Raw genomic sequence first — 20,839 nt, forward strand, 5'->3', positions numbered from 1 at the left:
GCCAAACCAGACTATCAACGCCCGCGGCCCTGGCCGCGGTGGCAGGAGTGGGTATGCAAGTTTCAGTCGAGACCGTCGGCAACCTCGGACGCAAGATGACCTTCAGCCTGCCGGCCGAGCGCCTGCAGGACCAGATGGGCGGCCGCCTGCGCGAAATCGCACGTACGACGCGTATCAAGGGCTTCCGCCCCGGCAAGGTGCCGGCGAAGGTGATCGAGCAGCGCTTCGGCGCGCAGGTCCGCAGCGAGGTCCTGGACGGCCTGCTGCGCGAGGGCTTCGACAACGCACTGCGCGAGAACGAACTGCGCATTGCCGGCCAGCCCAGCATCGAACGCGAAGACGATGCCAACGACCTGTCGTACGTCGCCACCTTCGAAGTGGTGCCGGACTTCGGCGAGATCGACGTCTCCGGCCTCAAGGTCGACCGCGCGGTGGCCGAGGTCACCGAGGAAGACATCGACCGCATGATCGGGAACCTGCGCCAGCAGCGTCGCAGCTGGACCGCCGTGACCCGCGCCGCGAAGCAGGGCGATGCGGTCGACGTCGAGACCTGGTCCGAGGTCGACGGCGAGCGCATGCCTGCCGAGGGCACCGAGCGCGGCGTGTCGGTGATCGGTTCCGGCGCGATGTTCGCCGATATCGAAGCGGCGCTGGTGGGCATGTCCACCGGTGACGAGAAGGAGGTCGAGGTGACCTTCCCGGAAGGCTGGCGCGTGCCGCAGCTGGCCGGCAAGTCGGCGAAGGTGCACCTGCGCGCCGAGCAGGTGTCCGAGGAAGTGCTCCCGGAGGCCGACGCGGCGTTCATCCGCAGCTTCGGCGTCAAGAGCGGCGAGATGGACCAGTTCCGCGTGGACATCCGCACCAACCTCGAGCGCGAACTCAAGCACGCGCTGATGAACCGCCTGCGCCGCGCGGTCGGGGAGCAGCTGGTGGCCGCCTATGCCGACGTCGAGCTGCCGCCGAACCTGATCGAGCGGGAGGCGCGTGCGCTGGTTGCCCAGGTGGCCGAGCAGGCCCGCCGCGAGGGCCGCCCCTCCGAGCCGCCGGCCAATGCCCACGAGAATTTCATGGAGCCCGCGCGCAAGCGTGTCCTGGTCGGTCTGCTGGTCGGCGAGGTCGCCCGCAAGCACCAGCTGATCCTGGACCGCAAGCGCCTGGACGAAAGCCTGCGCCTGATCGCCTCGACCTACGAGGAGCCGCAGCAGGTCATTGACTTGTACCGCAACGATCCCCAGCTTATGAGTGGGCTGCAGAACCGGGTGATGGAGGAGCAGGTGATCGACTGGATCGCCGAGCGCGCCGAGCACACCGACACCCAGCTGACCTTCCAGGAAGCGATCGCGCCGCAGGCGTGAGCGCGTCCGACCGACACGGGAATCAAATGAACATCCAGACCAAGGCCCTCAACCTCGTGCCGATGGTGGTCGAACAGACCAGCCGCGGCGAGCGCGCGTACGACATCTATTCGCGCCTGCTGAAGGAGCGGGTGATCTTCCTGGTCGGCGGCATCGACGACCACGTTGCCAACGTGATCGTGGCGCAGATGCTGTTCCTCGAGGCCGAAAACCCCGAGAAGGACATCAACCTGTACATCAACTCGCCGGGCGGCATCGTCACGGCGGGCATGGCGATCTACGACACCATGCAGTTCATCAAGCCCGACGTCAGCACCATCTGCGTCGGCCAGGCGGCCAGCATGGGCGCGCTGCTGCTGGCCGCGGGCGCGGCCGGCAAGCGCTACGCGCTGCCGAACTCGCGGGTGATGATCCACCAGCCCCTGGGCGGCTTCCAGGGCCAGGCGACCGACATCGAGATCCACGCCCGCGAAATCCTCTCGATGAAGAAGAACCTGAACGAGATCCTGGCCCGCCACACCGGCCAGTCGATCGAGACCGTCGCCCACGACACTGAACGCGACAACTTCAAGAGTGCCGTGGCCGCGCGCGAGTACGGCCTTGTGGACGAAGTACTCGAACGGCGACCCGAAGACTCCATCCAGCCAGCCTGAGCAGGCAGGCCTGCCACTGACCCACGCCATGGCCCCGGCCATCGCAGCCTGGACCCCGCCGCGCTTGCGGCCCGGGGCCCGGGTGCTATTCTCGACCCCGACCCCCCCGAAACACCGATTGGCGAACGCATGACCGAAGACAGACAGGGCCGTTCCGGCGACAGCAGCAAGATCCTCTACTGCTCGTTCTGCGGGAAGAGCCAGCATGAGGTCCGCAAGCTGATCGCGGGCCCGAGCGTGTTCATCTGCGACGAATGCGTCGAGCTGTGCAACGACATCATCCGCGAGGAACTCGAGGAGAAGGCCCAGAGCGCGCGCAGTTCGCTGCCCAAGCCGAAGGAGATCCTCGAGGTACTGGACCAGTACGTGATCGGGCAGCAGCGGGCGAAGAAGACGCTCGCGGTGGCGGTGTACAACCATTACAAGCGCATCGAGAGCCGGCAGAAGAACGACGAGGTCGAGCTCGCCAAGTCCAACATCCTGCTGGTCGGCCCGACCGGCTCGGGCAAGACGCTGCTGGCGGAAACGCTGGCGCGGATGCTCAACGTGCCGTTCACGATGGCCGATGCCACGACGCTGACCGAGGCCGGCTATGTCGGCGAGGACGTCGAGAACATCATCCAGAAGCTGCTGCAGAAGTGCGACTACGACGTCGAGAAGGCACAGCAGGGCATCGTCTACATCGACGAGATCGACAAGATCTCGCGCAAGAGCGAGAACCCGTCGATCACCCGCGACGTGTCGGGCGAGGGCGTGCAGCAGGCGCTGCTGAAGCTCATCGAGGGCACGGTCGCCAGCGTGCCGCCGCAGGGCGGGCGCAAGCATCCGCAGCAGGAGTTCCTGCAGGTCGACACCCGCAACATCCTGTTCATCGTCGGCGGCGCGTTCGCAGGCCTGGACAAGGTCATCCAGCAGCGCAGCACCGACGCCAGCGGCATCGGCTTCGGCGCCAAGCTCAAGAGCTCCGAGCGCAAGGTCGAATTCGGCAAGGTGCTGGCCGCGGTCGAGCCCGAGGACCTGATCAAGTTCGGCCTGATCCCCGAGTTCGTCGGCCGCCTGCCGGTGGTCGCCACGCTCGAGGAGCTGGACGAGGCGGCGCTGGTCAAGATCCTGTCGGAGCCGAAGAACGCCATCACCAAGCAGTTCCGCAAGCTGTTCGAGATGGAAGGCGTCGAACTGGAGTTCCGCCCCGACGCGCTGGCCGCCATCGCCCGCAAGGCGCTGAAGCGCAAGACGGGCGCGCGTGGCCTGCGCACCATCGTCGAATCGGTGCTGCTGGACACGATGTACGACCTGCCGTCGCAGGAAAACGTGAGCAAGGTGGTGGTGGACGAGTCGGTGATCGAGCACAAGTCCGAGCCCTACCTGATCTACGAAACCCCAGCCGCCCCGCCGGCGAAGGCCGCCTCGGGCGACTGAACGCGGCCTCCGGGTGAGGCCGCCCCGGGGCGGCAGCCGGGGCTGGCGTCCGCCTTTGTCGAGTCCAGGCTTTTGTGGGGGCGGCCATGGCCGCGAATCCCGCCCGCCGGCATCGCGGCCGTGGCCGCTCCCCACAGTTGCACGCCCGCCGATCTCGCGGCCGTGGTTGTTTCCATGCAATCGCGGCTCGCGTCACGACCGCTCCCCGGGAGCGTCGCTTGGCCGCGGCTTGCGGCCGCCTGTCCGCCACTGCCTGCTGTCCATGAACGGGTACCGCGCCATGCGTCGGGGCGTTCAGCGCGGACCGGCTCGCAGCGCTTGCATCCACTTCCGCCGGACCCCATAACCAGAACCATGCGGCGCCCGGCCGCCCGTATTCCAGGAGTCCAGATGAGCACCCAGCCCACCACTTTTGACCTGCCGGTCCTGCCGCTGCGCGACGTGGTGGTGTTCCCGCACATGGTCATCCCGTTGTTCGTGGGCCGCGACAAGTCCATTCGCGCGCTTGACGTGGCGATGGAGGGCGACAAGCAGGTGCTGCTGGTCGCGCAGACATCCGCCGAAACCGACGATCCGGGCGCCGACGACCTGCACCCGGTTGGCACGCTGGCGCAGGTGCTGCAGCTGCTGAAGCTGCCTGATGGCACCATCAAGGTGCTGGTCGAGGGTGTCCAGCGCGCCTCGGTCGACGCCGTGCGCGAGGTCGATGGCGCGCTGGTCGGCACCGGCACCGCGGTGGACCCCGTCGAGGACCGCGAACCGCGCGAGGTCGAAGCCATCGCACGCTCGCTGATGGGGCTGTTCGAGCAATACGTCAAGACAAACCGCAAGCTGCCGCCGGAGCTGCTGCAGACGCTTGCGGGCATCGACGAGCCCTCGCGCCTGGCCGACACCGTCGCTGCGCACCTGGGCGTGCGCCTGGGCGAGAAGCAGCGCCTGCTTGAAACCTTCGGCACCGCTGAGCGGCTTGAGATGCTGGTCGGCCTGGTCGACGGCGAGATCGACGTGCAGCAGATGGAGAAGCGCATCCGCGGCCGGGTGAAGGGCCAGATGGAGAAGTCGCAGCGCGAGTACTACCTCAACGAACAGATGAAGGCGATCCAGAAAGAGCTGGGCGACATGGACGACGCGCCCAACGACCTGGAGGAACTGGCGCGGAAGATCGCCGCTGCCGGCATGCCCAAGCCCGTGGAAACCAAGGCGAAGTCCGAGCTCAACAAGCTCAAGCAGATGTCGCCGATGGCTGCGGAAGCCGCGGTGGTGCGCAACTACCTGGAATGGCTGCTCGGCGTGCCGTGGAAGAAGCGCAGCAAGGTGCGCAAGGACCTCAATGCTGCGCAGGACGTGCTTGACGCGGACCATTACGGGCTTGAGAAGGTCAAGGAACGCATCCTCGAATACCTCGCGGTGCAGACCCGCGTGAAGCAGATGAAGGGCGCGATCCTGTGCCTGGTCGGCCCGCCGGGCGTGGGCAAGACCTCGCTTGGCCAGTCGATCGCGAAGGCCACCAACCGCAAGTTCGTGCGCATGTCGCTCGGCGGCGTGCGCGACGAGGCCGAGATCCGCGGCCATCGCCGCACCTACGTTGGTTCGATGCCGGGACGCATCGTCCAGAACCTCAACAAGGCCGGCGTCAAGAACCCGCTGTTCATGCTCGACGAGATCGACAAGATGTCGATGGACTTCCGCGGCGACCCGTCCTCGGCGCTGCTGGAAGTGCTGGATCCCGAGCAGAACAACGCCTTCAACGACCACTATCTTGAAGTCGACCTCGATCTGTCGGAAGTGATGTTCGTCGCGACGTCGAACTCGCTCAACATCCCCGGTCCGCTGCTGGACCGCATGGAGGTGATCCGCCTTCCCGGCTACACCGAGGAGGAGAAGATCCACATCGCCATGCGTTACCTGCTGCCAAAGCAGATCAAGGCCAATGGCCTGCGCGATGACGAGATCAGGATCGCGGAGGGCGCGGTACAGGACATCGTGCGCTACTACACGCGCGAGTCCGGCGTGCGCAACCTGGAGCGCGAGATCGCAAAGATCTGCCGCAAGGTGGTGAAGGAGATCGCGCTGGCGGGGCCGCAGAAAAAGAAGTCGCGCGCGCTCAGCGTCGCCTCCAGGAACCTCGACAAGTACCTCGGCGTGCGCCGCTACGACTTCGGTCGCGCCGAGCAGGACAACGAGATCGGCCTGGTCACCGGCCTGGCCTGGACCGAGGTCGGCGGTGACCTGCTGCAGATCGAGTCCACCCTGGTTCCCGGCAAGGGCGGGCAGCTCACGCTCACCGGCCAGCTTGGCGACGTGATGAAGGAGTCGGCGTCGGCGGCGCTGTCGGTGGTGCGCGCGCGCGCCGAGCGGTTCGGCCTTGAGCCCGACTTCCTGCAGAAGCGTGACATCCACGTGCACGTGCCCGATGGCGCCACGCCCAAGGACGGCCCGAGCGCGGGCATCGCGATGGCGACCTCGCTGGTGTCGACCCTGACCCGGATCCCGGTGCGCGCCGACGTGGCGATGACCGGCGAGATCACCCTGCGTGGCAAGGTCACGGCCATCGGCGGGCTCAAGGAAAAGCTGCTGGCGGCGCTGCGGGGCGGCATCACCACGGTGATCATCCCGGAAGAGAACCGCAAGGATCTCGCCGACATCCCGAAGAACGTCACCCAGGGCATGAAGATCGTGCCGGTGAAGTGGATCGATGAAGTGCTTGACCTTGCGCTTGAGCGGCCGCTGCCTGCGTTGCCGCCCCCCGCGCCGGTCGAGCCGGTGGCGCGTGCGTCGCGCAAATCGTCGCCCAGGGCTGATGTCAAGCACTGACCGCGCCGCCTTTTTGTTGCGCGGCACCAAGCGCACTGGTATAAATTCCCGCTCGCTGCGCGACTTGTAGCCGCCAGCGATTCCGGAGCCGCGGCGGCCAGGCCGCCCGCAGGCCCGTCACCAATTCGAGCGACCCTTGGTCGCGCAGGAGCACCGAATAAATGAACAAGAACGATCTGGTCCAGGCCGTTGCCGACGAGGCCAACCTGTCCAAGGCCGATGCCGCGCGTGCTGTCGACGCCGTGCTGTCCTCGGTGGGCGAGGCCCTGAAGCAGGGTGACACCGTTGCCCTGATCGGCTTTGGCACCTTCCAGGTCAAGGATCGCGCCGCCCGTACCGGCCGCAATCCGCGCACGGGCGAAGAGATCGCGATCGCCGCGTCGAAAAATCCGGTCTTCAAGGCTGGCAAGGCGCTGAAGGATGCTGTAAACTAAGCGACCCGCTTGGGTGCTTAGCTCAGCGGTAGAGCGTCTCCTTTACACGGAGAGGGTCGGGGGTTCGATCCCCTCAGCACCCACCAGGGTCTGACGTTCGCAACAGGTTCGACAACGCGGAGTGGTAGTTCAGTTGGTTAGAATGCTGGCCTGTCACGCCGGAGGTCGCGGGTTCGAGTCCCGTCCACTCCGCCAGTCACACCAGGAAGGCGCCCGCAAGGGCGCCTTTCTTTTTTCCGACGACGCGGGACCTGCAGTTGCCGGCGCTTCAAGGTCGTCCGGCCCCGCGGAGCCGCTGCGGCAAGCCATGCGCTAAACTGCGCGGCTACGTCCAACGCGCGACCCCCCGACATGCTGCAAGCACTTCGAGAAAAAACCTCCGGCTGGATCGCTCTCGTGATCGTGATGCTGCTCGCGATCCCGTTCGCGTTCTTCGGCATGGAGCAATACCTGTTCCAGAACTCCGCGAATTACGCGGCGAAGGTCGAGGCACCGCCGTCCTGGTGGCGTTCGGCGCCGGATATCTGGCCCGTGCGCAAGGCGTTCTGGGTGTCGCGCGAGGTTTCGCCGGACGAGTTCCGCAACGAATTCGAGGCCGCGCGCCAGCAGGCGCGCGCCACCGGGGGCGAAGCCTACGATGCGCGCGCCTTCGAGCAGATGGACAACAAGCTGCGCGTCCTCGACCAGCTGGTCGACCGCACCGTGCTGGCGCTGGCAGCGCAAAACGCAGGGGTCGCGGTCGGCAATGCCCGCGTCGCCGAAGTCGTGTCGACGATGCCCGAGTTCCAGGTGGAAGGCCGCTTCGATCCGCAGCGCTACCAGATGCTGCTGCAGGCGCGCGTGCCCGCGCAGACGCCGCGCCAGCATCAGGAAGAGATCCGGGAGCGCCTGCAGATGGTGCTGCTGCCTGGTGGAGTCGCCAGCACGGCTTTCGCGAGCCCGGGGCAGGTCGAGCGCACGATGCAGCTGCTCGGCCAACAGCGCGATGTCGCCATGGCCGTGATTCCGGCACCTGCGCCGGACACCGGTGCGATCGGCGCCACCGACATCCAGGCCTGGTATGACGGCCACCGCGACGAGTACCGTGCGCCGGAAGAAGTCTCGATCGAATACGTCGAGATCATCGCCGACACCGTGCCCGAGCCCGAGCCGGCCGACGAGGCCACGCTGCGGTCGCGCTACGAACTCGAGAAGGGGCGCTTCGTCGAGCCCGAACAGCGCCTTGTGTCGCACATCCTGGTGCGCGTGCCCGAGGGCGCCGACGCTGCGGCGCGCGACGCCGCCCAGGCGGAGGCGAACGATATCGCCGCCAAGGCGCGGACCGAAGGCGCCGACTTCGCCGCCATCGCGCGCGCGGAGTCCGATGACGAGGGCTCGAAGGGCGCAGGCGGCGACCTCGGCTGGCTCGAGCGTGGAATCATGGGCGAGAGTTTCGACAATGCCGTGCATGCGGCCGCGCCGGGCGTCGCCACCGAGCCGGTGCTGACCGACTTCGGCTGGCACGTGCTGCTGGTGCGCGAGGTGCGTGAAGGCAAGGAAGTGCCGTTCGAGGTCGCGCGTGTCGAGCTCGCCGCGGCGCAGGCCATCTCCGACCGGGAGCGTGCGTTCAACGACCTGATCGGCCGTCTGGTGGACCAGATCTATCGCAACCCGAGCTCGCTGGCCCCGGCCGCGCGGGAGGCCGGCCTGCCGGTGCTCAAGGCCGGGCCGTTCGTCCGCGGCGGCGGCGAAGGCATCGCCGCCGATCCGGCCGTGCAGCGGGCTGCATTCTCCGAAGCCCTGGTCCAGGACGGCACCGTCAGCGATCCGATCGAACTCGGCACCAACCACAGCGTGCTGATCCGGGTGACCGGGCACGAGCCCGAGCGCGAGCGTGCGCTGGCCGAGGTTCGGGACCAGGTGGTGGCGGCCATCCGCGCCGATCGCGCGCGCCTGGCCGTGCTTGCCCAGGCCGATGCCGCAGTGGCCGAAGTCACGGCAGGCAAGGCGCTGGCCGAAGTCGCCGAGGCCAAGGGCTGGCAGCATCTGGCGCTGCCGGACATGCGTCGCGGCATGCCGATGCCGTCGGCCGAGGCCAACAAGGCCATCTTTGCCGCTCCGCAGCCGGTCGAAGGCGGGGTGTCCGCTGGGCGGGTGCTGCAGGACGATGGCAGCATCGTGGTCTATGCGGTCAACAAGGTCGTGCCCGGCGATGCCGGATCAGCCGCCAATGCCGAGGAGCGCGCGATGATCGCGACCCAGCTCACGCGCCTGGCTGGCGATGAAGACGCCATGGCGCTGCTGCGTGCCCTGCGCGAAGGGGTGCGGGTGACCACGGTCGAGGCGCGCCTCTAGGGAGCACCTGGATGATCGTCGGGTAGAGGCCATGGCCGCGATCGGGGCGCTGGCATCGCGGCTGTAGCCGCTGCCACGGAGTCCCGCCATCGCCCGTCCACGAAAAAGCCCGGCAATGCCGGGCTTTTTCCATTGCGCCTTGCGTCCGGCCTTGCCGTCGCGCTGGCGGATCGCTCAGCTGGCGTCCGTCGCGGGCTCTTCCAGGCCGGTCATGCTGACGATGTTGTAGCCGGCGTCGACATAGGTCACTTCGCCGGTGATGCCGGCGGCCAGGTCCGAACACAGGAACGCCGCCACGTTGCCGACATCATCGATGCTCACCGTGCGCCGCAGCGGCGCATGTGACTCGACGTGGCCGAGGATCTTGCGGAAGCCACCAATGCCCGCCGCCGCCAGGGTCTTGATGGGGCCGGCCGAGATCGCGTTGACGCGCGTGCCTTCGGGCCCGAGGTTGTAGGCCAGGTAGCGCATCGTGGCTTCCAGGCTGGCCTTGGCCACGCCCATCACGTTATAGCTGGGCAGGGTGCGCACGGCGCCCAGGTAGCTCAGCGTCAGCACCGCGCCGTTGCGGCCCTTCATCAGAGGGCGCGCGCCCTTGGCCAGCGCCGCCAGCGAATAGGCGGAGATGTCCTGCGCCACCGAAAAGGCGTCGCGGGTCAGGCCATCCAGGAACTGGCCGGCGATCGCTTCGCGCGGGGCGAAGGCGATGGCGTGGATGAGGATGTCGAAACCGTCGTCCCAGTGCTTGCCAAGGTCGGCGAACAGGGCCTCGATCTGCGCGTCGTCGCTGACGTCGAGCGGGAACACGGGCCCGCCGCCCAGGCGCGAGGCTACGTCCTCGACCCGCGACTTGAGCTTTTCGTTCTGATAGGTGAAAGCCAGTTCCGCGCCTTCGCGGTGCATCGCCTCGGCGATGCCGTTGGCGATGGAGCGCTGGCTGGCGATGCCGGTGATCAACGCGCGCTTGCCTTGCAGGAATCCCATGGTGGTGTTCGACTCGATGGACGGGAGCTGGCTAGTTTGCCATGGGCGCCGCCGCCGGGGTCGTCGCGGCGCCGGTCGCGGGCACGAGGATCTGGCGGCCGGCGGGCCGTGCACCCGCCTGCGCCGGATTGAGGCGACGGAGACGGGCGGCGTCCAGGCCGTTGCGCCGCGCGTAGCCGTCCAGTCCCCCGGGCTCGCCCGCCAGGTCGATCGCGACCAGCCGCGGCACCGGCCGCTCCAGGGATTCACGCCACGCCTGGTCGGCACCTGCTTCGACCATCAGGCACGACAGCGCGTGCAGCTTGCGCACGTATGCACGGGTGATTCCGGAGAGACTGTCCAGGGCCTGGGGTTCGGCGGCGGCGGCGCGCTGGTCATGGCGCCGCAGCGCGCCGAGCACGCGGTATTCGCCGGCGTTGAAGGCCATCACTGCCAGTCGCCAGTCGCCGGCGAACATGCCGTGCAGGGTCTTGAGGTAGCGGACCGCCGCGCGGGTGGCGTCGACCGGTGAGAGGCGGCCGTCGTAGCCGCCGCGGATCGGGATGCCGTGGTTGCGCGCAGTGACCGCGATGAATTGCCACAGGCCGGCTGGGCCGCTGCTGCTGCGTGTGCCGGGGCGGTAGCCGCTTTCGACGAACGGGATCAGCGCGTATTCGGTGGGCAGGTGCGCGCTGCGCAATGCGTCGACCACGTAGCCGAACAGCGGCAGGACCTCGTCTTCGGCAGATGCCAGCTGCCCGGGCACGTGCGCGAAGTGCGCGCGCCAGCGCGGGCTGGCGTCGTCGCAGCCGGGCTGCGCCAGGCCATCGACGAAGCGCTGGTAGATGCCTGCGCCATTCGCCATCCGGTCCTGCCCGGCGGGCGCGAGTGCCGGCGAGGCGGGCTCAGCCGCGAGCATGTCCCCGGCTGGTGGCGCGATCTCGTTGCTTCCCCCGGCGGCATGCGCCGGCCCCGCAGCGAATGCCAGCAGCAGCGCCAGCGTCGCGCCTGCGCCGACCGTCATGCGCGGAACCCGTCCTTCCAGCGCCGCATTGCGGCGAACGTGTCGACGCGCGACAGGCTGTCGGTGCCGGACCATGCGGCCACCGACGCGCGCACGCCGGGCGCGTCCACGCGCAGGAACGGATTGCAGGCGCGCTCATCGGCCAGCGTGGATGGAAGCGTGGGCAGGGAGTTTTCGCGCATGGCGGTCACCTCTTCGCTGCGGCGGGCGAGCGCCGGATTGTCAGGGTCGACCACGCGCGCAAAGGCGGCATTCGACTGCGTGTACTCGTGCCCGCAGCACACCAGGGTGTCTCCGGGCAGGGCCGCCAGCCGCTCCAGGGAGGCCAGCATCCGCGCCGGCGTATCTTCGAACATGCGACCGCAGCCGAGACTGAACAGCGTGTCGCCACAAAACAAGAGGCCGTGGCCGTGGAATGCGATGTGGCTCACGGTATGGCCCGGTACGGCGATCACGTCGAAGGCGTAGCCGGCAGCTTCGACCCTTGCGCCGCCGCCGACCCGCCGGGTGGCGACCGGGATCCGGCGGTCGGCGGGCGCGAGCACCTCAAGGTCCGGCCAGCGCGCAACAAGCGCGCCGACGCCGCCGATATGGTCGTCGTGGTGGTGCGTGAGCAACACGGCGTCGGGGCGCCAGCCACCGGCCGCGGCGGCGGCCAGCACCGGTGCGGCGTCTCCCGGATCGACCAGCAGCGTGCCGCGGCCGTCGCCGGCCGGCAGCATCCAGATGTAGTTGTCGGCGAATGCCGGGAGCGCAACCGGTTGCATGGGCAGGGACGTGGCGAGGCAGGGCGTCTAGAATGGCGACCATGCCCCTCCGTTCCCGCCCCGGTCAACCCGACGCAGTCCAGGCCTGGTTCGCATCCAGCGAGGGCGCAGCGCTGCTCGCCAGCGAACACGATGTGATCGAAGACGCCCTTGCGGAGCGACCGGCGCAGCCTTGGCTGTGGCTGGCGCCGTTGCCGCAGCCCCGCCTTGCCGATGGTCGCGGCCTGGCCCTGTACTCGCGCGGCAGCCGGTTCGCCGGCGACGTGACCTGCGGGCTGCCGCTGCCACTGCCCAGCGAGACCTGCGGCACCGTGGTACTGCAGCACGTGGTGGTGTCCGATGCGCGCGGCGGCGCACTGCTGGATGAAGTCGTGCGCCTGCTGGTGCCCGGAGGGCGCGTGCTGCTGTTCGGGCTCAACCCGCTTTCGCCCTACCGCTGGCGCTGGCGCGGGCAGGGGCTGCGCGCGGTCGAGCCGCTGTCCTGCCGCCGGATGCTGCGCAGGGCGGGGCTTGAGCCCGATGTCGTCTCCGAAGGGCTGGGTCCGCGCTGGGAGCCCGAGGTCGATGCGCGCCGCCAGCGTGGCGTGGGTTTGCGCGCGGCCTACCTGGTGCGTGCGGACCGGCGCAGCCTGCCGATGACGCCGGTACGCCCGCGCCGCCTGCTGGTGCCGCAAGGGGCCGCCACGGCATGAAGGCGGTCGAAGTGCATACCGACGGGGCCTGTCTCGGCAACCCCGGTCCCGGCGGCTGGGCCGCACTGCTGCGCTACGGCGCACAGGAGCGCGAACTGGTCGGTGGCGAGCTGCTTTCGACCAACAACCGCATGGAACTGATGGCGGCCATCGTTGCCCTGGAAACGCTGACCGAAGCCTGCAAGGTGACCCTGCACACCGACTCGCAATACGTCCGCCAGGGCATCACCCAGTGGATGGCCAACTGGGTCCGCCGGGGCTGGAAGACCTCCGGTGGCGACCCGGTCAAGAACCGCGACCTCTGGGAGCGCCTACACGCCGCCGCTGGCCGCCACACCATTGACTGGCGCTGGGTGAAGGGCCACTCCGGCGACCCCGGCAACGAGCGCGTCGATGACCTGGCCCGCAACGAGGCCATCCGGTTCAAGGCCGCCGCGCGCTGAGCGCACCGTCCGGTCCATCCATCCCTCCAAGCCAGGCCCGACCCCCGCATATGCGCCAGATCGTCCTCGACACCGAAACCACCGGCCTGGAATGGCGCAAGGGCAACCGCGTCGTCGAGATCGGTTGCGTCGAGCTGGTCGAACGACGCCCCACCGGCCGCACCTGGCAGCGCTACATCCATCCCGAGCGCGAGTTCGAGCCGGGCGCGCAGGAGGTCACCGGCCTTACGCTGGACTTCCTTGCCGACAAGCCGAAGTTCGCCGCGATCGCCGACGAGTTCCTGGAATTCATCGACGGCGCCGAGCTGGTGATCCACAACGCCGCCTTCGACGTCGGCTTCCTCGACTACGAGTTGTCGCTCCTGGATGGTGGCGGCCGCGGCCGGATCGCCGAGCGCGCCGCCGTGCTCGACTCGCTGGAGCTGGCGCGCCAGCGCTTCCCGGGGCAGCGGAATTCGCTCGACGCGCTCTGCCGCCGGCTGGGCGTGGACAACACGCACCGCCAGCTGCACGGCGCGCTGCTCGACGCCCAGCTGCTGGTCGAGGTCTACCTCGCGCTGACCTCGGGCCAGACCGAGCTGGGCCTGGCCGGTCCGTCGCTGACCGAAGCCGAAGCGCTCGCCGTCCACCTGCCGCGCGCCGTGGCCCTGGCGCCGCGACCGCTGGTGGTGGTGGACGCCGCCGACATGGAGGCGCACCGCACGCGCGTGGACGCGATCAGGGCGCGCGCGGGGCAGGCGCTGTGGGAAGCGGTGGGCGAGGGCGCCGGAGTCGCCGAGCCGGCCTGATCGCTGGCTGCGGCAGGGCGGGGCGTTGCCGTCAGTGGCGGCGCACCAGCAGCACGGTGACGTTGTCGGAACCGCCGCCATCCAGCGCCGCGGCGACCAGTCCATCCACGCACTCCTGCGCGCTGCATTCGCCGTGGGCCAGCACGCGGGCGATGTCCTTGTCGTCGACTTCTTCGGTCAGCCCGTCGCTGCACAGCAGCAGCTGCATGCCGGGCGCGAGCTCGCCGGACATGGTCTCGACGTTGAGCGTCTGCGGATCGGTCACGCCCAGCGCCTGGGTCACGACGTTGCGGTGCGGATGGCTGCGCGCCTGGTCGATGCTGATCGCACCCTGGGTGATCAGCTCCTGCACGTAGCTGTGGTCCTGGGACAGCTGGGCCAACTTGCCGTCGCGCCACAGGTAGACGCGACTGTCGCCCACCCAGGCCACCTCGAAACGATTGCCGTTGATCCGCGCCGCGACCACGGTGGTGCCCATGGGCAGGGCGTCCTGGCGCTTGCGCGAGGCGCCGATGATCTCTTCGTCGGCGATGCGGATGGCCTGCGCCAGCGACGTGCCCTGGCGCGTCTCGCGTACGATCGCTTCGCGCGCCAGCGCGCTGGCGACCTCGCCGTACTCATGGCCGCCCATGCCGTCGGCAACCAGCCACAGCCCGAGGTCGCTGTCGCCGTAATAGGTGTCTTCGTTCAGCTCGCGCCGCAAGCCGACATGGGTGAGGTGGCCGAATTCGATCATGCGAGGGCCGCGGCGGTTCCCGGAGAGGCTGAATGGGATAACGGCGACGGCCGGTCGGAGAGGTCAGCAGGCATGCAATTGCGGCGAATGTTGATGTGACGGAATGATGGCATACGTGCCTGTGAGCGGCGCGCGTATGGCGCCGCTCCGGCAGAGAGACACAGCGTCCGGTTGCGGCATCAGCCCACCGGGTCGGCACCATAGTCCTGGTAGGACTTCTCTTCGACGTAGCTCGAGCCGAGCGCGAGGTTGATCTCCTTCTTGATCCGCGCGCGCTCGTCGTTCTGCACATAGACGCTGCGCGCCAGGCGCACGAACTCCTCGTCGAAGGCCTGCGCTTTCTCCTTCAGCCGGACGTCGTCCTCGATCACCCACAGCCGCTCGTTGACGGCCTTGAGATCGGCGCGCAGGCGGACGATGTCCGTGCCGGCCACGGGATGCGCCATCCAGGTCTTCTCCAGCGCCGAGAGCTCGTTGCGGACATTGGCCAGCTTGGCGGCGTCGGTCATGCGCTCGGACTTGATCTGCAGGATGGCGATCTTGTCGAGCAGCTCGCCGAAGGACACGGGGACGGTGATCTCGGACATCGCTTCAACCGGGCACGGGGGCCGGCCAGTGTAGCGCCTCGTCTTGTCGGCCCTGCCGGCGACCCGTATCATTGCGCCCCCGGCCCCTGTGGCCGGGCACCGGAGAGGTGGCAGAGCGGTTGAATGTACCTGACTCGAAATCAGGCAGGCGTTTATAGCGCCTCGGGGGTTCGAATCCCCCCCTCTCCGCCATATTGAGTTGCAAGTGATTGAAGCAAAAAGGCCACTCTTCGGGGTGGCCTTTTTGTTGGGCGCAACAACGCTCCACCTGTCACGTCATTACTTCCGATGATCGCCGCGGTAGCGCTCGAAGGCCGCGATCGCGTCGTCCACGCTGATCAGGTCCATCACCCCGTCTCGCTCGATCTTCGTCCCCCAGCGCAGCGCCGTGGCCGGCTTGCCGAGGAAGCGCCGCGCCGCATCGTCATACCTGTCCACGCAATAGCGGCGGTCCGACCAGGGCCCGCTGCGGGAAGGATCGGTCGCCGCATGCAGGCCCAGGACCTTCGTGCCCATGGCGTTGGCGATGTGGGTCGGGCCGGAATCGGGCGTCATCACCAGGTCGGCGCGCTCCAGCAGCGCCGGAAGCTGCTTGAGGGTGTCCTTGCCGACGAGGTCCAGCAGCGGGACGCCGGCATTGGCGATGATGGCGTCGGCAGTGGCGCGTTCCAGCTCGCTGCGGCCGCCGCAGAGCACCACCCGCCAGCCCTGGGCCACGGCGTGCGCGGCCACGGCCGCGTTGCGCCCGGCGCTCCAGTTGCGCAGCACGTGGCTGGAACAGGGCGAGACCACCAGTGTCGGCCGGCCGTCCTCGGGCCACTGCGCCTGCGCCCAGGCGCGGGCGTCGTCGGGCACCGGCAGGGCCCATTCGACGCGGTCCTGGCGCAGGCCGAGCGGGCGCGCGAACGCGCCAAGCACGTCCAGCACGTGCGGGCCCGCATCGGCCGGGATGCGTTCGTTCACGAACATCCCGTGCAGCTCCTTCGAGCGCGCGCGGTCATAGCCGATCCGCCGCCGCGCCGGCACCGCCCGCGACAGCAGGTTGGCGCGCAGCGCGAGCTGCATCAGCAGCAGCGCATCGAATTCGCGGCCGGCCAGCTCGCGGCGCAGCGTGCGCATGCCCTCGCGCCCGGTCTTCTTGTCGTAGACCACGAACTCCACGCCCGGCAGGCCCTCCAGCAGCCGCTGCTCGCCCTTGCCGATGATCCAGGTCAGCGCGACGTCGGGCCAGGCCCGCTGCAGCGTGTGCACCAGGGGCAGGACATGGGTCACGTCGCCCAGCGCCGACAGGCGCAGCAGGCAAATCGAACGCGGTGGAGCGGTATCAGGCTGCGACAAGCTTGTTAGACTCGGAAGGATGGCAATTTTCGACGCCGCAGAGAGCCTGACGCCGTTCCGCGCCGGACCCGAGGGCGGGTTCGGCTCGATTCTGTTCGACCAGACGCAGTTGCGGCAAGCGGATCCGCGCTGGTTCGATCCCGAGGCCTGGGGGCCGCGTGCCATCGCGGTGTCGGGCAGCGGCCGCGGCGGAGCCTGGTTCATCGAGGACACCAGCAACGGACCCTGCGTGCTGCGCCACTACCTGCGCGGCGGACTCGTTGCCGGCTTCAACCGTGATCGCCACCTGTGGCGCGGCGTCGACCGCGTCCGCAGCTTCGCCGAGTTCCGGCTGCTGCGCGAACTGCGCAAGCGCGGCCTGCCGGTGCCGGAGCCGATCGCGGCTTCGTACGTGCGCAACGGCGCCACCTATCGCGCGGCGATCCTGATGCAGCGCCTGCTGGACGTGCGTTCGCTGGCGGACTGGGCGGGCGGCGATCCGGCAACGACGCCCTGGGAGGAGACCGGTCGCCTGCTGGCGCGCTTCCACCGCGAAGGCTTCGACCACGCCGACCTCAACGCCCACAACATCCTCTATGACGCCACCGGCCAGGGCTGGCTCATCGACCTGGACCGCGGCCGCATGCACATCCCGGCGACCGGCTGGCGCATGGGCAACCTGGCGCGGCTGGAGCGCTCGCTGATCAAGCTCCGCGGCGCGCGCAGCGAGGCCGAGGTCCGCGAGGACTTCGCGCGCCTGCGCCGCAGCTACGACAAGCGCTGGGAACGGGGCACCTGAGCATGGCCTGGACACTGAGGTTCCAGGGCGTGGGCAGCGCTTCGGCGGTGGCCCTGGGCTCGCCGATGGCGACCATCGAACGCGATGGCGCGCCGTGGCTCGCCATCGACTGCGGCGCCGAAGGCCTGACCAGCTACCTTGCGCACTACGGGGCACCGCCGCCGGCGCTGTTCGTCACCCACGTGCACCTGGATCATGTCGCCGGCTTCGAGCGCCTGTTCGTGGCCAATTATTTCGATCCCGCGCGCCGTGGGCGCACGCCGCTGTACGTGCCGGTGGACGTGCTTCCGCTGCTGCACCGGCGCGTCGCCGACTACCCCAACGCGCTGGCCGAAGGTGGTGCCAACTTCTGGGACGCGTTCAGGGTGGTCCCGGTGGGCGATGCCTTCTGGCACGACGGCGTGCGCCTGGAAGTATTCGAATCCCGCCACCACTGGCCGCGCACCGCCTTCGGACTGCGCCTGCGTGGCAGCCTGGTATGGAGCGGCGACACGCGGCCGATCCCCGGGGTGCTGGCCGCGGTCGCCAGCGCCGGCGAACTCATCGCCCATGACTGCGGTCTGCTCGGCAATCCCTCGCACAGCGGCATCGACGACCTGGAGCGCGAGTACGCACCCGGGCTCCTGGAGCGTTGCGTGCTTTATCACTACGCAAGCGAGGCCGACGGTGATGCCATCCGCGCTCGCGGCCATCGCGTGGCGCGCCCTGGCGAGGCGATCGCGCTGGCCGATCCGGTGCCGCATCCGGCGTTGGCGCCCTGAATGGAGGCGGCCCCGCCAACTTGCCTCGGCACCCGCGTCGATCAATACCGTTGCTGCCTTCCGGCCCTGGCGGAGTTTTCGATCTAGCGTCGCGAGGGGCCGACGGGGCCACCATGGAAACCTGCGAACGCGGCCGATGCGCGGCGCGCGCTTGGAACTGGCGGAGAGAGGGGGATTCGAACCCCCGAAGCGCGGTTTAGACGCTTACACACTTTCCAGGCGTGCTCCTTCAACCACTCGGACACCTCTCCGCACCTGCCCTTGCGTCTTGCCTGCCTTGGCGCGGCCGCACGGGACCCGCAATTCTAGCCTTCCTCGGGTTGTGACGACAAGGAACATCGGCGGGTTGGTGGAGTTCGGGATCGGCGTGGCAGGGACGTGGCATGGCCCGCCGTACGGCGGGTTGGTGGGTACTCCGTGGGCTGTCCCGCTGCGCGGGCCTTTATGCCCACTGCGCACCCCCCAACCCGCCTCGCAGCGCCTTCCCGCGGCCCGGAAAGATCAAAAGCGCGACGCCCCTGCCTTTCCCACCACCCCGCCGCGCCGGTGGCAGCGGAGGGTGGGCAGGTACTCCGCCGGCAATAAGGAGCAGCTCCACCGCGACGCCGGCGGAGTACCTGCCCATCCTCCGCCTCCTCGACCATCGACCGCCTCCGCTCGCATGGCAGAATGGCGCCATGTCCTACCTCGTCCTCGCCCGCAAGTGGCGCCCGAAGCGTTTCGCCGAACTCGTGGGCCAGGAGCACGTGGTCCGCGCCCTGGTCAACGCGCTCGATTCCGGCCGCGTCCACCACGCCTTCCTGTTCACCGGTACCCGCGGCGTGGGCAAGACCACGATTGCGCGCATCTTCGCCAAGAGCCTCAACTGCGAGCGTGGCGCCTCCAGCGACCCCTGCGGCGAGTGCGAGACCTGCCAGGCGATCGACGCCGGCCGCTACATCGACCTGCTGGAGATCGACGCCGCGTCGAACACCGGCGTCGACAACATCCGCGACCTGATCGAAAACGCGCAGTACATGCCCTCGCGCGGGCGCTACAAGGTGTACCTGATCGACGAGGTGCACATGCTCTCCAAGCCGGCGTTCAACGCGCTCTTGAAGACGCTCGAGGAGCCGCCGGAGCACGTCAAGTTCCTGTTCGCGACCACCGATCCGCAGAAGCTGCTGGTGACGGTGCTGTCGCGCTGCCTGCAGTTCAACCTCAAGCGCCTGGACGAGGAGCAGATCGGCGGGCAGATCACGAAGATCCTTGCCGCCGAAGGCATCGGCGCCGAGCCCGGCGCGGTGCGCCAGATGGCGAAGGCGGCCGATGGCAGCCTGCGAGACGGCCTGTCGCTGCTCGACCAGGCCATCGCCTACTGCGGCGCCGGCGAAGGCGTTGCGCTGACCGACCAGGCCGTGGCGACCATGCTCGGTTCGGTCGACCGCACCCAGGTGGCAGGGCTGCTCGCGTCGCTTGCCGACGATGATGGTGCGGCGCTGATGGCAACGATCGAGGTGTTGGCCGGCTTCTCGCCCGACTGGGCGGGCGTGCTCGACGCGATGGCCGAGGCCCTGCATCGCATCCAGGTCAGGCAGCTGGTGCCGGGGAGCGTGGGCGAGGCCGACGGTGTCGACCTCGGCGCGCTGGCCTCGACGCTGCGCCCGGAGCTGGTGCAGCTCTGGTACCAGATGGCGGTCGGTGGCCGCCGCGACATCAACCTCGCGCCGAGTGCGCGCGTGGGCTTTGAAATGAGCCTGCTGCGCATGCTGGCGTTCCGGCCCGGCGAAGGCGGCGCAGCCTCTGGCGGTGGCGCGGGTGGCCAGGCCGCGGCGCCAGGCGCCGGGCGCTCGGCCGCGGCTGCGGCGCGCGCGGCGCTGCAGGGGGCTGCCGCGGTGCCGGCCGTCAGTGCCGCCAGGGCGACACCGGAAGTGGCGCCGGTGGCACCCGCAGCGGCCCCGACATCCGCATCGACGCCTGCATCGACCACGCCGACCCTCGCTCCGGCTCCGGCTCCGGCTCCGGCTCCGCGGCCGGCTAAGGCGCCGGTGCCTGTTGACGCACCGCCGTGGCCCGAAGCGCCGCCCGTGCGCGCCGCATCGTCGGCTCGGCCTTCGACGTCGCCATCGGTGGCTCCGTCCGTGGCGCCAGCCGCCGCTCCGACAGTGCTGCCTCCGGCCACTCCGGCGGCTGCGCCTGTGGCTGCGCCACGTACAAGCGCGTCGCCGGCCGCGATCGACGCTGCGTCCTGGCCCGACTTCGTCGCCGGCCTCGGACTTCGCGGCCCGGCGCGCGAACTTGCGGCCAGCTCCGCCTTCGTGGCCGTGGGCGACGGCGTGCTGCGCCTGTCGCTGCCCGAGGCCGACGACCACCTTCGCGCGCCGCTCCTGGTGCAGCAGCTCGCCAATGCCTTGGCTCCCACCTGGGGCGCTGCGCCGCAGATCCGCTTCGAGTCCGGCGCTGCCACCACCGGCGAAACCCTGCACGCGCGCAACGAACGCGCGCGCGACGAGCGCCAGGGCGCCGCGGAATCGACCTTCCTCAATGATCCGGACGTGCAGCGCCTGATGGAGCGCCAGGGCGCACGCGTGGTCCCGGACTCCATCCGTCCCATACAAGAACAGGAGCACTGACATGCGCGGGAACATCGCACAGCTGATGCAGCAGGCACAGAAGATGCAGGAGAACCTGCAGAAGGCGCAGGCCGAACTGGCCAACATCGAAGTCACCGGCAGCGCCGGTGGCGGCATGGTCACGGTCACGCTGACCGGCCGCAAGGAGTGCCGGAAGGTGCGCATCGATCCCAGCGTGCTGGCCGATCCGGAGATGGCCGAGGACCTGGTGGCCGCCGCGTTCAACGACGCCAGCAACAAGGTGGACAGCGAATCGCAGGCGAAGATGGGTGCCGCCACCGCCGGCATGCCGCTGCCCCCCGGCATGCAGATGCCGTTCTGAACCGGCACGCCGCCACATC

The 20,839-nt window shown here is 69.1% G+C and carries 19 protein-coding genes, 4 tRNA genes and 1 other RNA gene; 16 read left to right on the forward strand and 8 right to left on the reverse strand.

Features of this window, described 5'->3' with window-relative positions:
- Nucleotides 1-53: 53 nt before the first annotated feature.
- The 8 genes from tig to ACW7G5_RS06985 all read left to right on the forward strand — a co-directional run bounded on the left by tig (nucleotide 54) and on the right by ACW7G5_RS06985 (nucleotide 9,009).
- A complete protein-coding gene (gene tig, locus ACW7G5_RS06950; RefSeq protein WP_457003076.1) occupies nucleotides 54-1,355 on the forward strand; it encodes a trigger factor in 1,302 nt (433 codons plus the stop codon).
- Between the two features lie 26 nt (nucleotides 1,356-1,381).
- The gene (gene clpP / locus ACW7G5_RS06955) at nucleotides 1,382-2,008 is read left to right on the forward strand and encodes an ATP-dependent Clp endopeptidase proteolytic subunit ClpP (RefSeq protein ID WP_457003078.1); all 627 of its coding nucleotides are present in this window, start codon (nucleotides 1,382-1,384) and stop codon (nucleotides 2,006-2,008) included.
- Nucleotides 2,009-2,137: 129 nt separating this feature from the next.
- The gene (gene clpX / locus ACW7G5_RS06960) at nucleotides 2,138-3,427 is read left to right on the forward strand and encodes an ATP-dependent Clp protease ATP-binding subunit ClpX (RefSeq protein ID WP_457003081.1); all 1,290 of its coding nucleotides are present in this window, start codon (nucleotides 2,138-2,140) and stop codon (nucleotides 3,425-3,427) included.
- A 390-nt stretch (nucleotides 3,428-3,817) separates the two neighbouring features.
- On the forward strand, nucleotides 3,818-6,241 hold the full coding sequence (gene lon, locus ACW7G5_RS06965; RefSeq protein ID WP_457003082.1) for an endopeptidase La: 2,424 nt from the start codon (nucleotides 3,818-3,820) through the stop codon (nucleotides 6,239-6,241).
- Between the two features lie 161 nt (nucleotides 6,242-6,402).
- The gene (locus tag ACW7G5_RS06970) at nucleotides 6,403-6,675 is read left to right on the forward strand and encodes an HU family DNA-binding protein (RefSeq protein WP_343255444.1); all 273 of its coding nucleotides are present in this window, start codon (nucleotides 6,403-6,405) and stop codon (nucleotides 6,673-6,675) included.
- An 11-nt stretch (nucleotides 6,676-6,686) separates the two neighbouring features.
- Nucleotides 6,687-6,761: transfer RNA gene (locus ACW7G5_RS06975), tRNA-Val, on the forward strand.
- A 32-nt stretch (nucleotides 6,762-6,793) separates the two neighbouring features.
- Nucleotides 6,794-6,870, forward strand: a tRNA-Asp gene (locus tag ACW7G5_RS06980).
- A gap of 156 nt (nucleotides 6,871-7,026) precedes the next feature.
- Complete coding sequence (locus ACW7G5_RS06985) at nucleotides 7,027-9,009, forward strand: SurA N-terminal domain-containing protein (RefSeq protein ID WP_457003084.1); 1,983 nt, start codon at nucleotides 7,027-7,029, stop codon at nucleotides 9,007-9,009.
- 174 nt (nucleotides 9,010-9,183) lie between these two features.
- Here ACW7G5_RS06985 and ACW7G5_RS06990 read toward each other — a convergent pair whose 3' ends face one another.
- From ACW7G5_RS06990 to gloB, 3 genes are read right to left on the reverse strand one after another with little or no spacing between them, the layout of a single operon-like run.
- On the reverse strand, nucleotides 9,184-9,993 hold the full coding sequence (locus ACW7G5_RS06990) for an enoyl-ACP reductase FabI (protein ID WP_457003086.1): 810 nt from the start codon (nucleotides 9,991-9,993) through the stop codon (nucleotides 9,184-9,186).
- A gap of 31 nt (nucleotides 9,994-10,024) precedes the next feature.
- Complete coding sequence (locus tag ACW7G5_RS06995) at nucleotides 10,025-10,996, reverse strand: lytic transglycosylase domain-containing protein (RefSeq protein WP_457003088.1); 972 nt, start codon at nucleotides 10,994-10,996, stop codon at nucleotides 10,025-10,027.
- Entirely contained in the window at nucleotides 10,993-11,763 is a 771-nt protein-coding gene (gloB, locus tag ACW7G5_RS07000; RefSeq protein WP_457003090.1) for a hydroxyacylglutathione hydrolase, read from the reverse strand. The genes ACW7G5_RS06995 and gloB overlap by 4 nt, the downstream gene beginning before the upstream one ends.
- 41 nt (nucleotides 11,764-11,804) lie before the next feature.
- Here gloB and ACW7G5_RS07005 point away from each other — a divergent pair, with 41 nt between their 5' ends.
- Genes ACW7G5_RS07005 through dnaQ form a run of 3 tightly spaced genes read left to right on the forward strand, consistent with a single transcriptional unit; the run spans nucleotide 11,805 to nucleotide 13,686 of the window.
- The gene (locus tag ACW7G5_RS07005; protein WP_457003092.1) at nucleotides 11,805-12,455 is read left to right on the forward strand and encodes a hypothetical protein; all 651 of its coding nucleotides are present in this window, start codon (nucleotides 11,805-11,807) and stop codon (nucleotides 12,453-12,455) included.
- Nucleotides 12,452-12,898 (forward strand): ribonuclease HI, encoded by a 447-nt coding sequence (gene rnhA / locus ACW7G5_RS07010; protein ID WP_457003094.1) that lies wholly within the window; start codon nucleotides 12,452-12,454, stop codon nucleotides 12,896-12,898. The genes ACW7G5_RS07005 and rnhA overlap by 4 nt, the downstream gene beginning before the upstream one ends.
- 50 nt (nucleotides 12,899-12,948) lie before the next feature.
- Nucleotides 12,949-13,686: a DNA polymerase III subunit epsilon gene (gene dnaQ / locus ACW7G5_RS07015; RefSeq protein ID WP_457003096.1), complete on the forward strand. Its 738-nt coding sequence runs from the start codon at nucleotides 12,949-12,951 to the stop codon at nucleotides 13,684-13,686.
- Between the two features lie 31 nt (nucleotides 13,687-13,717).
- Here dnaQ and ACW7G5_RS07020 read toward each other — a convergent pair whose 3' ends face one another.
- Nucleotides 13,718-14,422: a PP2C family protein-serine/threonine phosphatase gene (locus ACW7G5_RS07020; RefSeq protein WP_457003098.1), complete on the reverse strand. Its 705-nt coding sequence runs from the start codon at nucleotides 14,420-14,422 to the stop codon at nucleotides 13,718-13,720.
- Between the two features lie 179 nt (nucleotides 14,423-14,601).
- Entirely contained in the window at nucleotides 14,602-15,009 is a 408-nt protein-coding gene (locus ACW7G5_RS07025) for a DUF6165 family protein (RefSeq protein ID WP_457003100.1), read from the reverse strand.
- 101 nt (nucleotides 15,010-15,110) lie between these two features.
- Here ACW7G5_RS07025 and ACW7G5_RS07030 point away from each other — a divergent pair.
- A tRNA-Ser gene (locus ACW7G5_RS07030) sits at nucleotides 15,111-15,201 on the forward strand.
- An 87-nt stretch (nucleotides 15,202-15,288) separates the two neighbouring features.
- On the opposite strand, the gene ACW7G5_RS07035 is transcribed toward ACW7G5_RS07030, so the two are convergent.
- Nucleotides 15,289-16,347, reverse strand: a complete 1,059-nt coding sequence (locus ACW7G5_RS07035; RefSeq protein WP_457003102.1) for a glycosyltransferase family 9 protein — start codon at nucleotides 16,345-16,347, stop codon at nucleotides 15,289-15,291.
- A 19-nt stretch (nucleotides 16,348-16,366) separates the two neighbouring features.
- Between ACW7G5_RS07035 and ACW7G5_RS07040 the strand changes: the two genes are divergently transcribed.
- Nucleotides 16,367-17,125, forward strand: a complete 759-nt coding sequence (locus tag ACW7G5_RS07040) for a 3-deoxy-D-manno-octulosonic acid kinase (protein WP_457003104.1) — start codon at nucleotides 16,367-16,369, stop codon at nucleotides 17,123-17,125.
- Between the two features lie 2 nt (nucleotides 17,126-17,127).
- Nucleotides 17,128-17,886, forward strand: a complete 759-nt coding sequence (locus ACW7G5_RS07045; RefSeq protein ID WP_457003105.1) for an MBL fold metallo-hydrolase — start codon at nucleotides 17,128-17,130, stop codon at nucleotides 17,884-17,886.
- 9 nt (nucleotides 17,887-17,895) lie between these two features.
- Here the strand turns inward: ACW7G5_RS07045 and ffs are convergent.
- Together ffs and ACW7G5_RS07055 are read right to left on the reverse strand one after the other, a co-directional pair.
- An RNA gene (ffs, locus tag ACW7G5_RS07050) (signal recognition particle sRNA small type) lies at nucleotides 17,896-17,992 on the reverse strand.
- Between the two features lie 52 nt (nucleotides 17,993-18,044).
- Nucleotides 18,045-18,137: transfer RNA gene (locus ACW7G5_RS07055), tRNA-Ser, on the reverse strand.
- Nucleotides 18,138-18,563: 426 nt separating this feature from the next.
- Between ACW7G5_RS07055 and dnaX the strand changes: the two genes are divergently transcribed.
- Nucleotides 18,564-20,498: a DNA polymerase III subunit gamma/tau gene (dnaX, locus tag ACW7G5_RS07060; protein ID WP_457003107.1), complete on the forward strand. Its 1,935-nt coding sequence runs from the start codon at nucleotides 18,564-18,566 to the stop codon at nucleotides 20,496-20,498.
- A gap of 1 nt (nucleotide 20,499) precedes the next feature.
- A complete protein-coding gene (locus ACW7G5_RS07065; RefSeq protein ID WP_343256127.1) occupies nucleotides 20,500-20,820 on the forward strand; it encodes a YbaB/EbfC family nucleoid-associated protein in 321 nt (106 codons plus the stop codon).
- Nucleotides 20,821-20,839 lie beyond the last annotated feature (19 nt).

Source organism: Luteimonas sp. A501 (assembly GCF_054052085.1).

What these genes read in the sequence shown, in the direction of transcription:
- ACW7G5_RS07045 (WP_457003105.1), top strand. Translation starts at nt 17,128, where the DNA reads ATGGCCTGGACACTGAGGTTCCAGGGCGTGGGCAGCGCTTCGGCGGTG.
- ACW7G5_RS07040 (WP_457003104.1), top strand. Translation starts at nt 16,367, where the DNA reads ATGGCAATTTTCGACGCCGCAGAGAGCCTGACGCCGTTCCGCGCCGGA.
- ACW7G5_RS06970 (WP_343255444.1), top strand. Translation starts at nt 6,403, where the DNA reads ATGAACAAGAACGATCTGGTCCAGGCCGTTGCCGACGAGGCCAACCTG.
- ACW7G5_RS06990 (WP_457003086.1), bottom strand. Translation starts at nt 9,993, where the DNA reads ATGGGATTCCTGCAAGGCAAGCGCGCGTTGATCACCGGCATCGCCAGC.
- dnaQ (WP_457003096.1), top strand. Translation starts at nt 12,949, where the DNA reads ATGCGCCAGATCGTCCTCGACACCGAAACCACCGGCCTGGAATGGCGC.
- ACW7G5_RS07020 (WP_457003098.1), bottom strand. Translation starts at nt 14,422, where the DNA reads ATGATCGAATTCGGCCACCTCACCCATGTCGGCTTGCGGCGCGAGCTG.
- clpX (WP_457003081.1), top strand. Translation starts at nt 2,138, where the DNA reads ATGACCGAAGACAGACAGGGCCGTTCCGGCGACAGCAGCAAGATCCTC.
- ACW7G5_RS07065 (WP_343256127.1), top strand. Translation starts at nt 20,500, where the DNA reads ATGCGCGGGAACATCGCACAGCTGATGCAGCAGGCACAGAAGATGCAG.
- ACW7G5_RS06985 (WP_457003084.1), top strand. Translation starts at nt 7,027, where the DNA reads ATGCTGCAAGCACTTCGAGAAAAAACCTCCGGCTGGATCGCTCTCGTG.
- dnaX (WP_457003107.1), top strand. Translation starts at nt 18,564, where the DNA reads ATGTCCTACCTCGTCCTCGCCCGCAAGTGGCGCCCGAAGCGTTTCGCC.
- gloB (WP_457003090.1), bottom strand. Translation starts at nt 11,763, where the DNA reads ATGCAACCGGTTGCGCTCCCGGCATTCGCCGACAACTACATCTGGATG.
- clpP (WP_457003078.1), top strand. Translation starts at nt 1,382, where the DNA reads ATGAACATCCAGACCAAGGCCCTCAACCTCGTGCCGATGGTGGTCGAA.
- ACW7G5_RS07005 (WP_457003092.1), top strand. Translation starts at nt 11,805, where the DNA reads ATGCCCCTCCGTTCCCGCCCCGGTCAACCCGACGCAGTCCAGGCCTGG.
- ACW7G5_RS06995 (WP_457003088.1), bottom strand. Translation starts at nt 10,996, where the DNA reads ATGACGGTCGGCGCAGGCGCGACGCTGGCGCTGCTGCTGGCATTCGCT.
- ACW7G5_RS07025 (WP_457003100.1), bottom strand. Translation starts at nt 15,009, where the DNA reads ATGTCCGAGATCACCGTCCCCGTGTCCTTCGGCGAGCTGCTCGACAAG.
- rnhA (WP_457003094.1), top strand. Translation starts at nt 12,452, where the DNA reads ATGAAGGCGGTCGAAGTGCATACCGACGGGGCCTGTCTCGGCAACCCC.
- tig (WP_457003076.1), top strand. Translation starts at nt 54, where the DNA reads ATGCAAGTTTCAGTCGAGACCGTCGGCAACCTCGGACGCAAGATGACC.
- lon (WP_457003082.1), top strand. Translation starts at nt 3,818, where the DNA reads ATGAGCACCCAGCCCACCACTTTTGACCTGCCGGTCCTGCCGCTGCGC.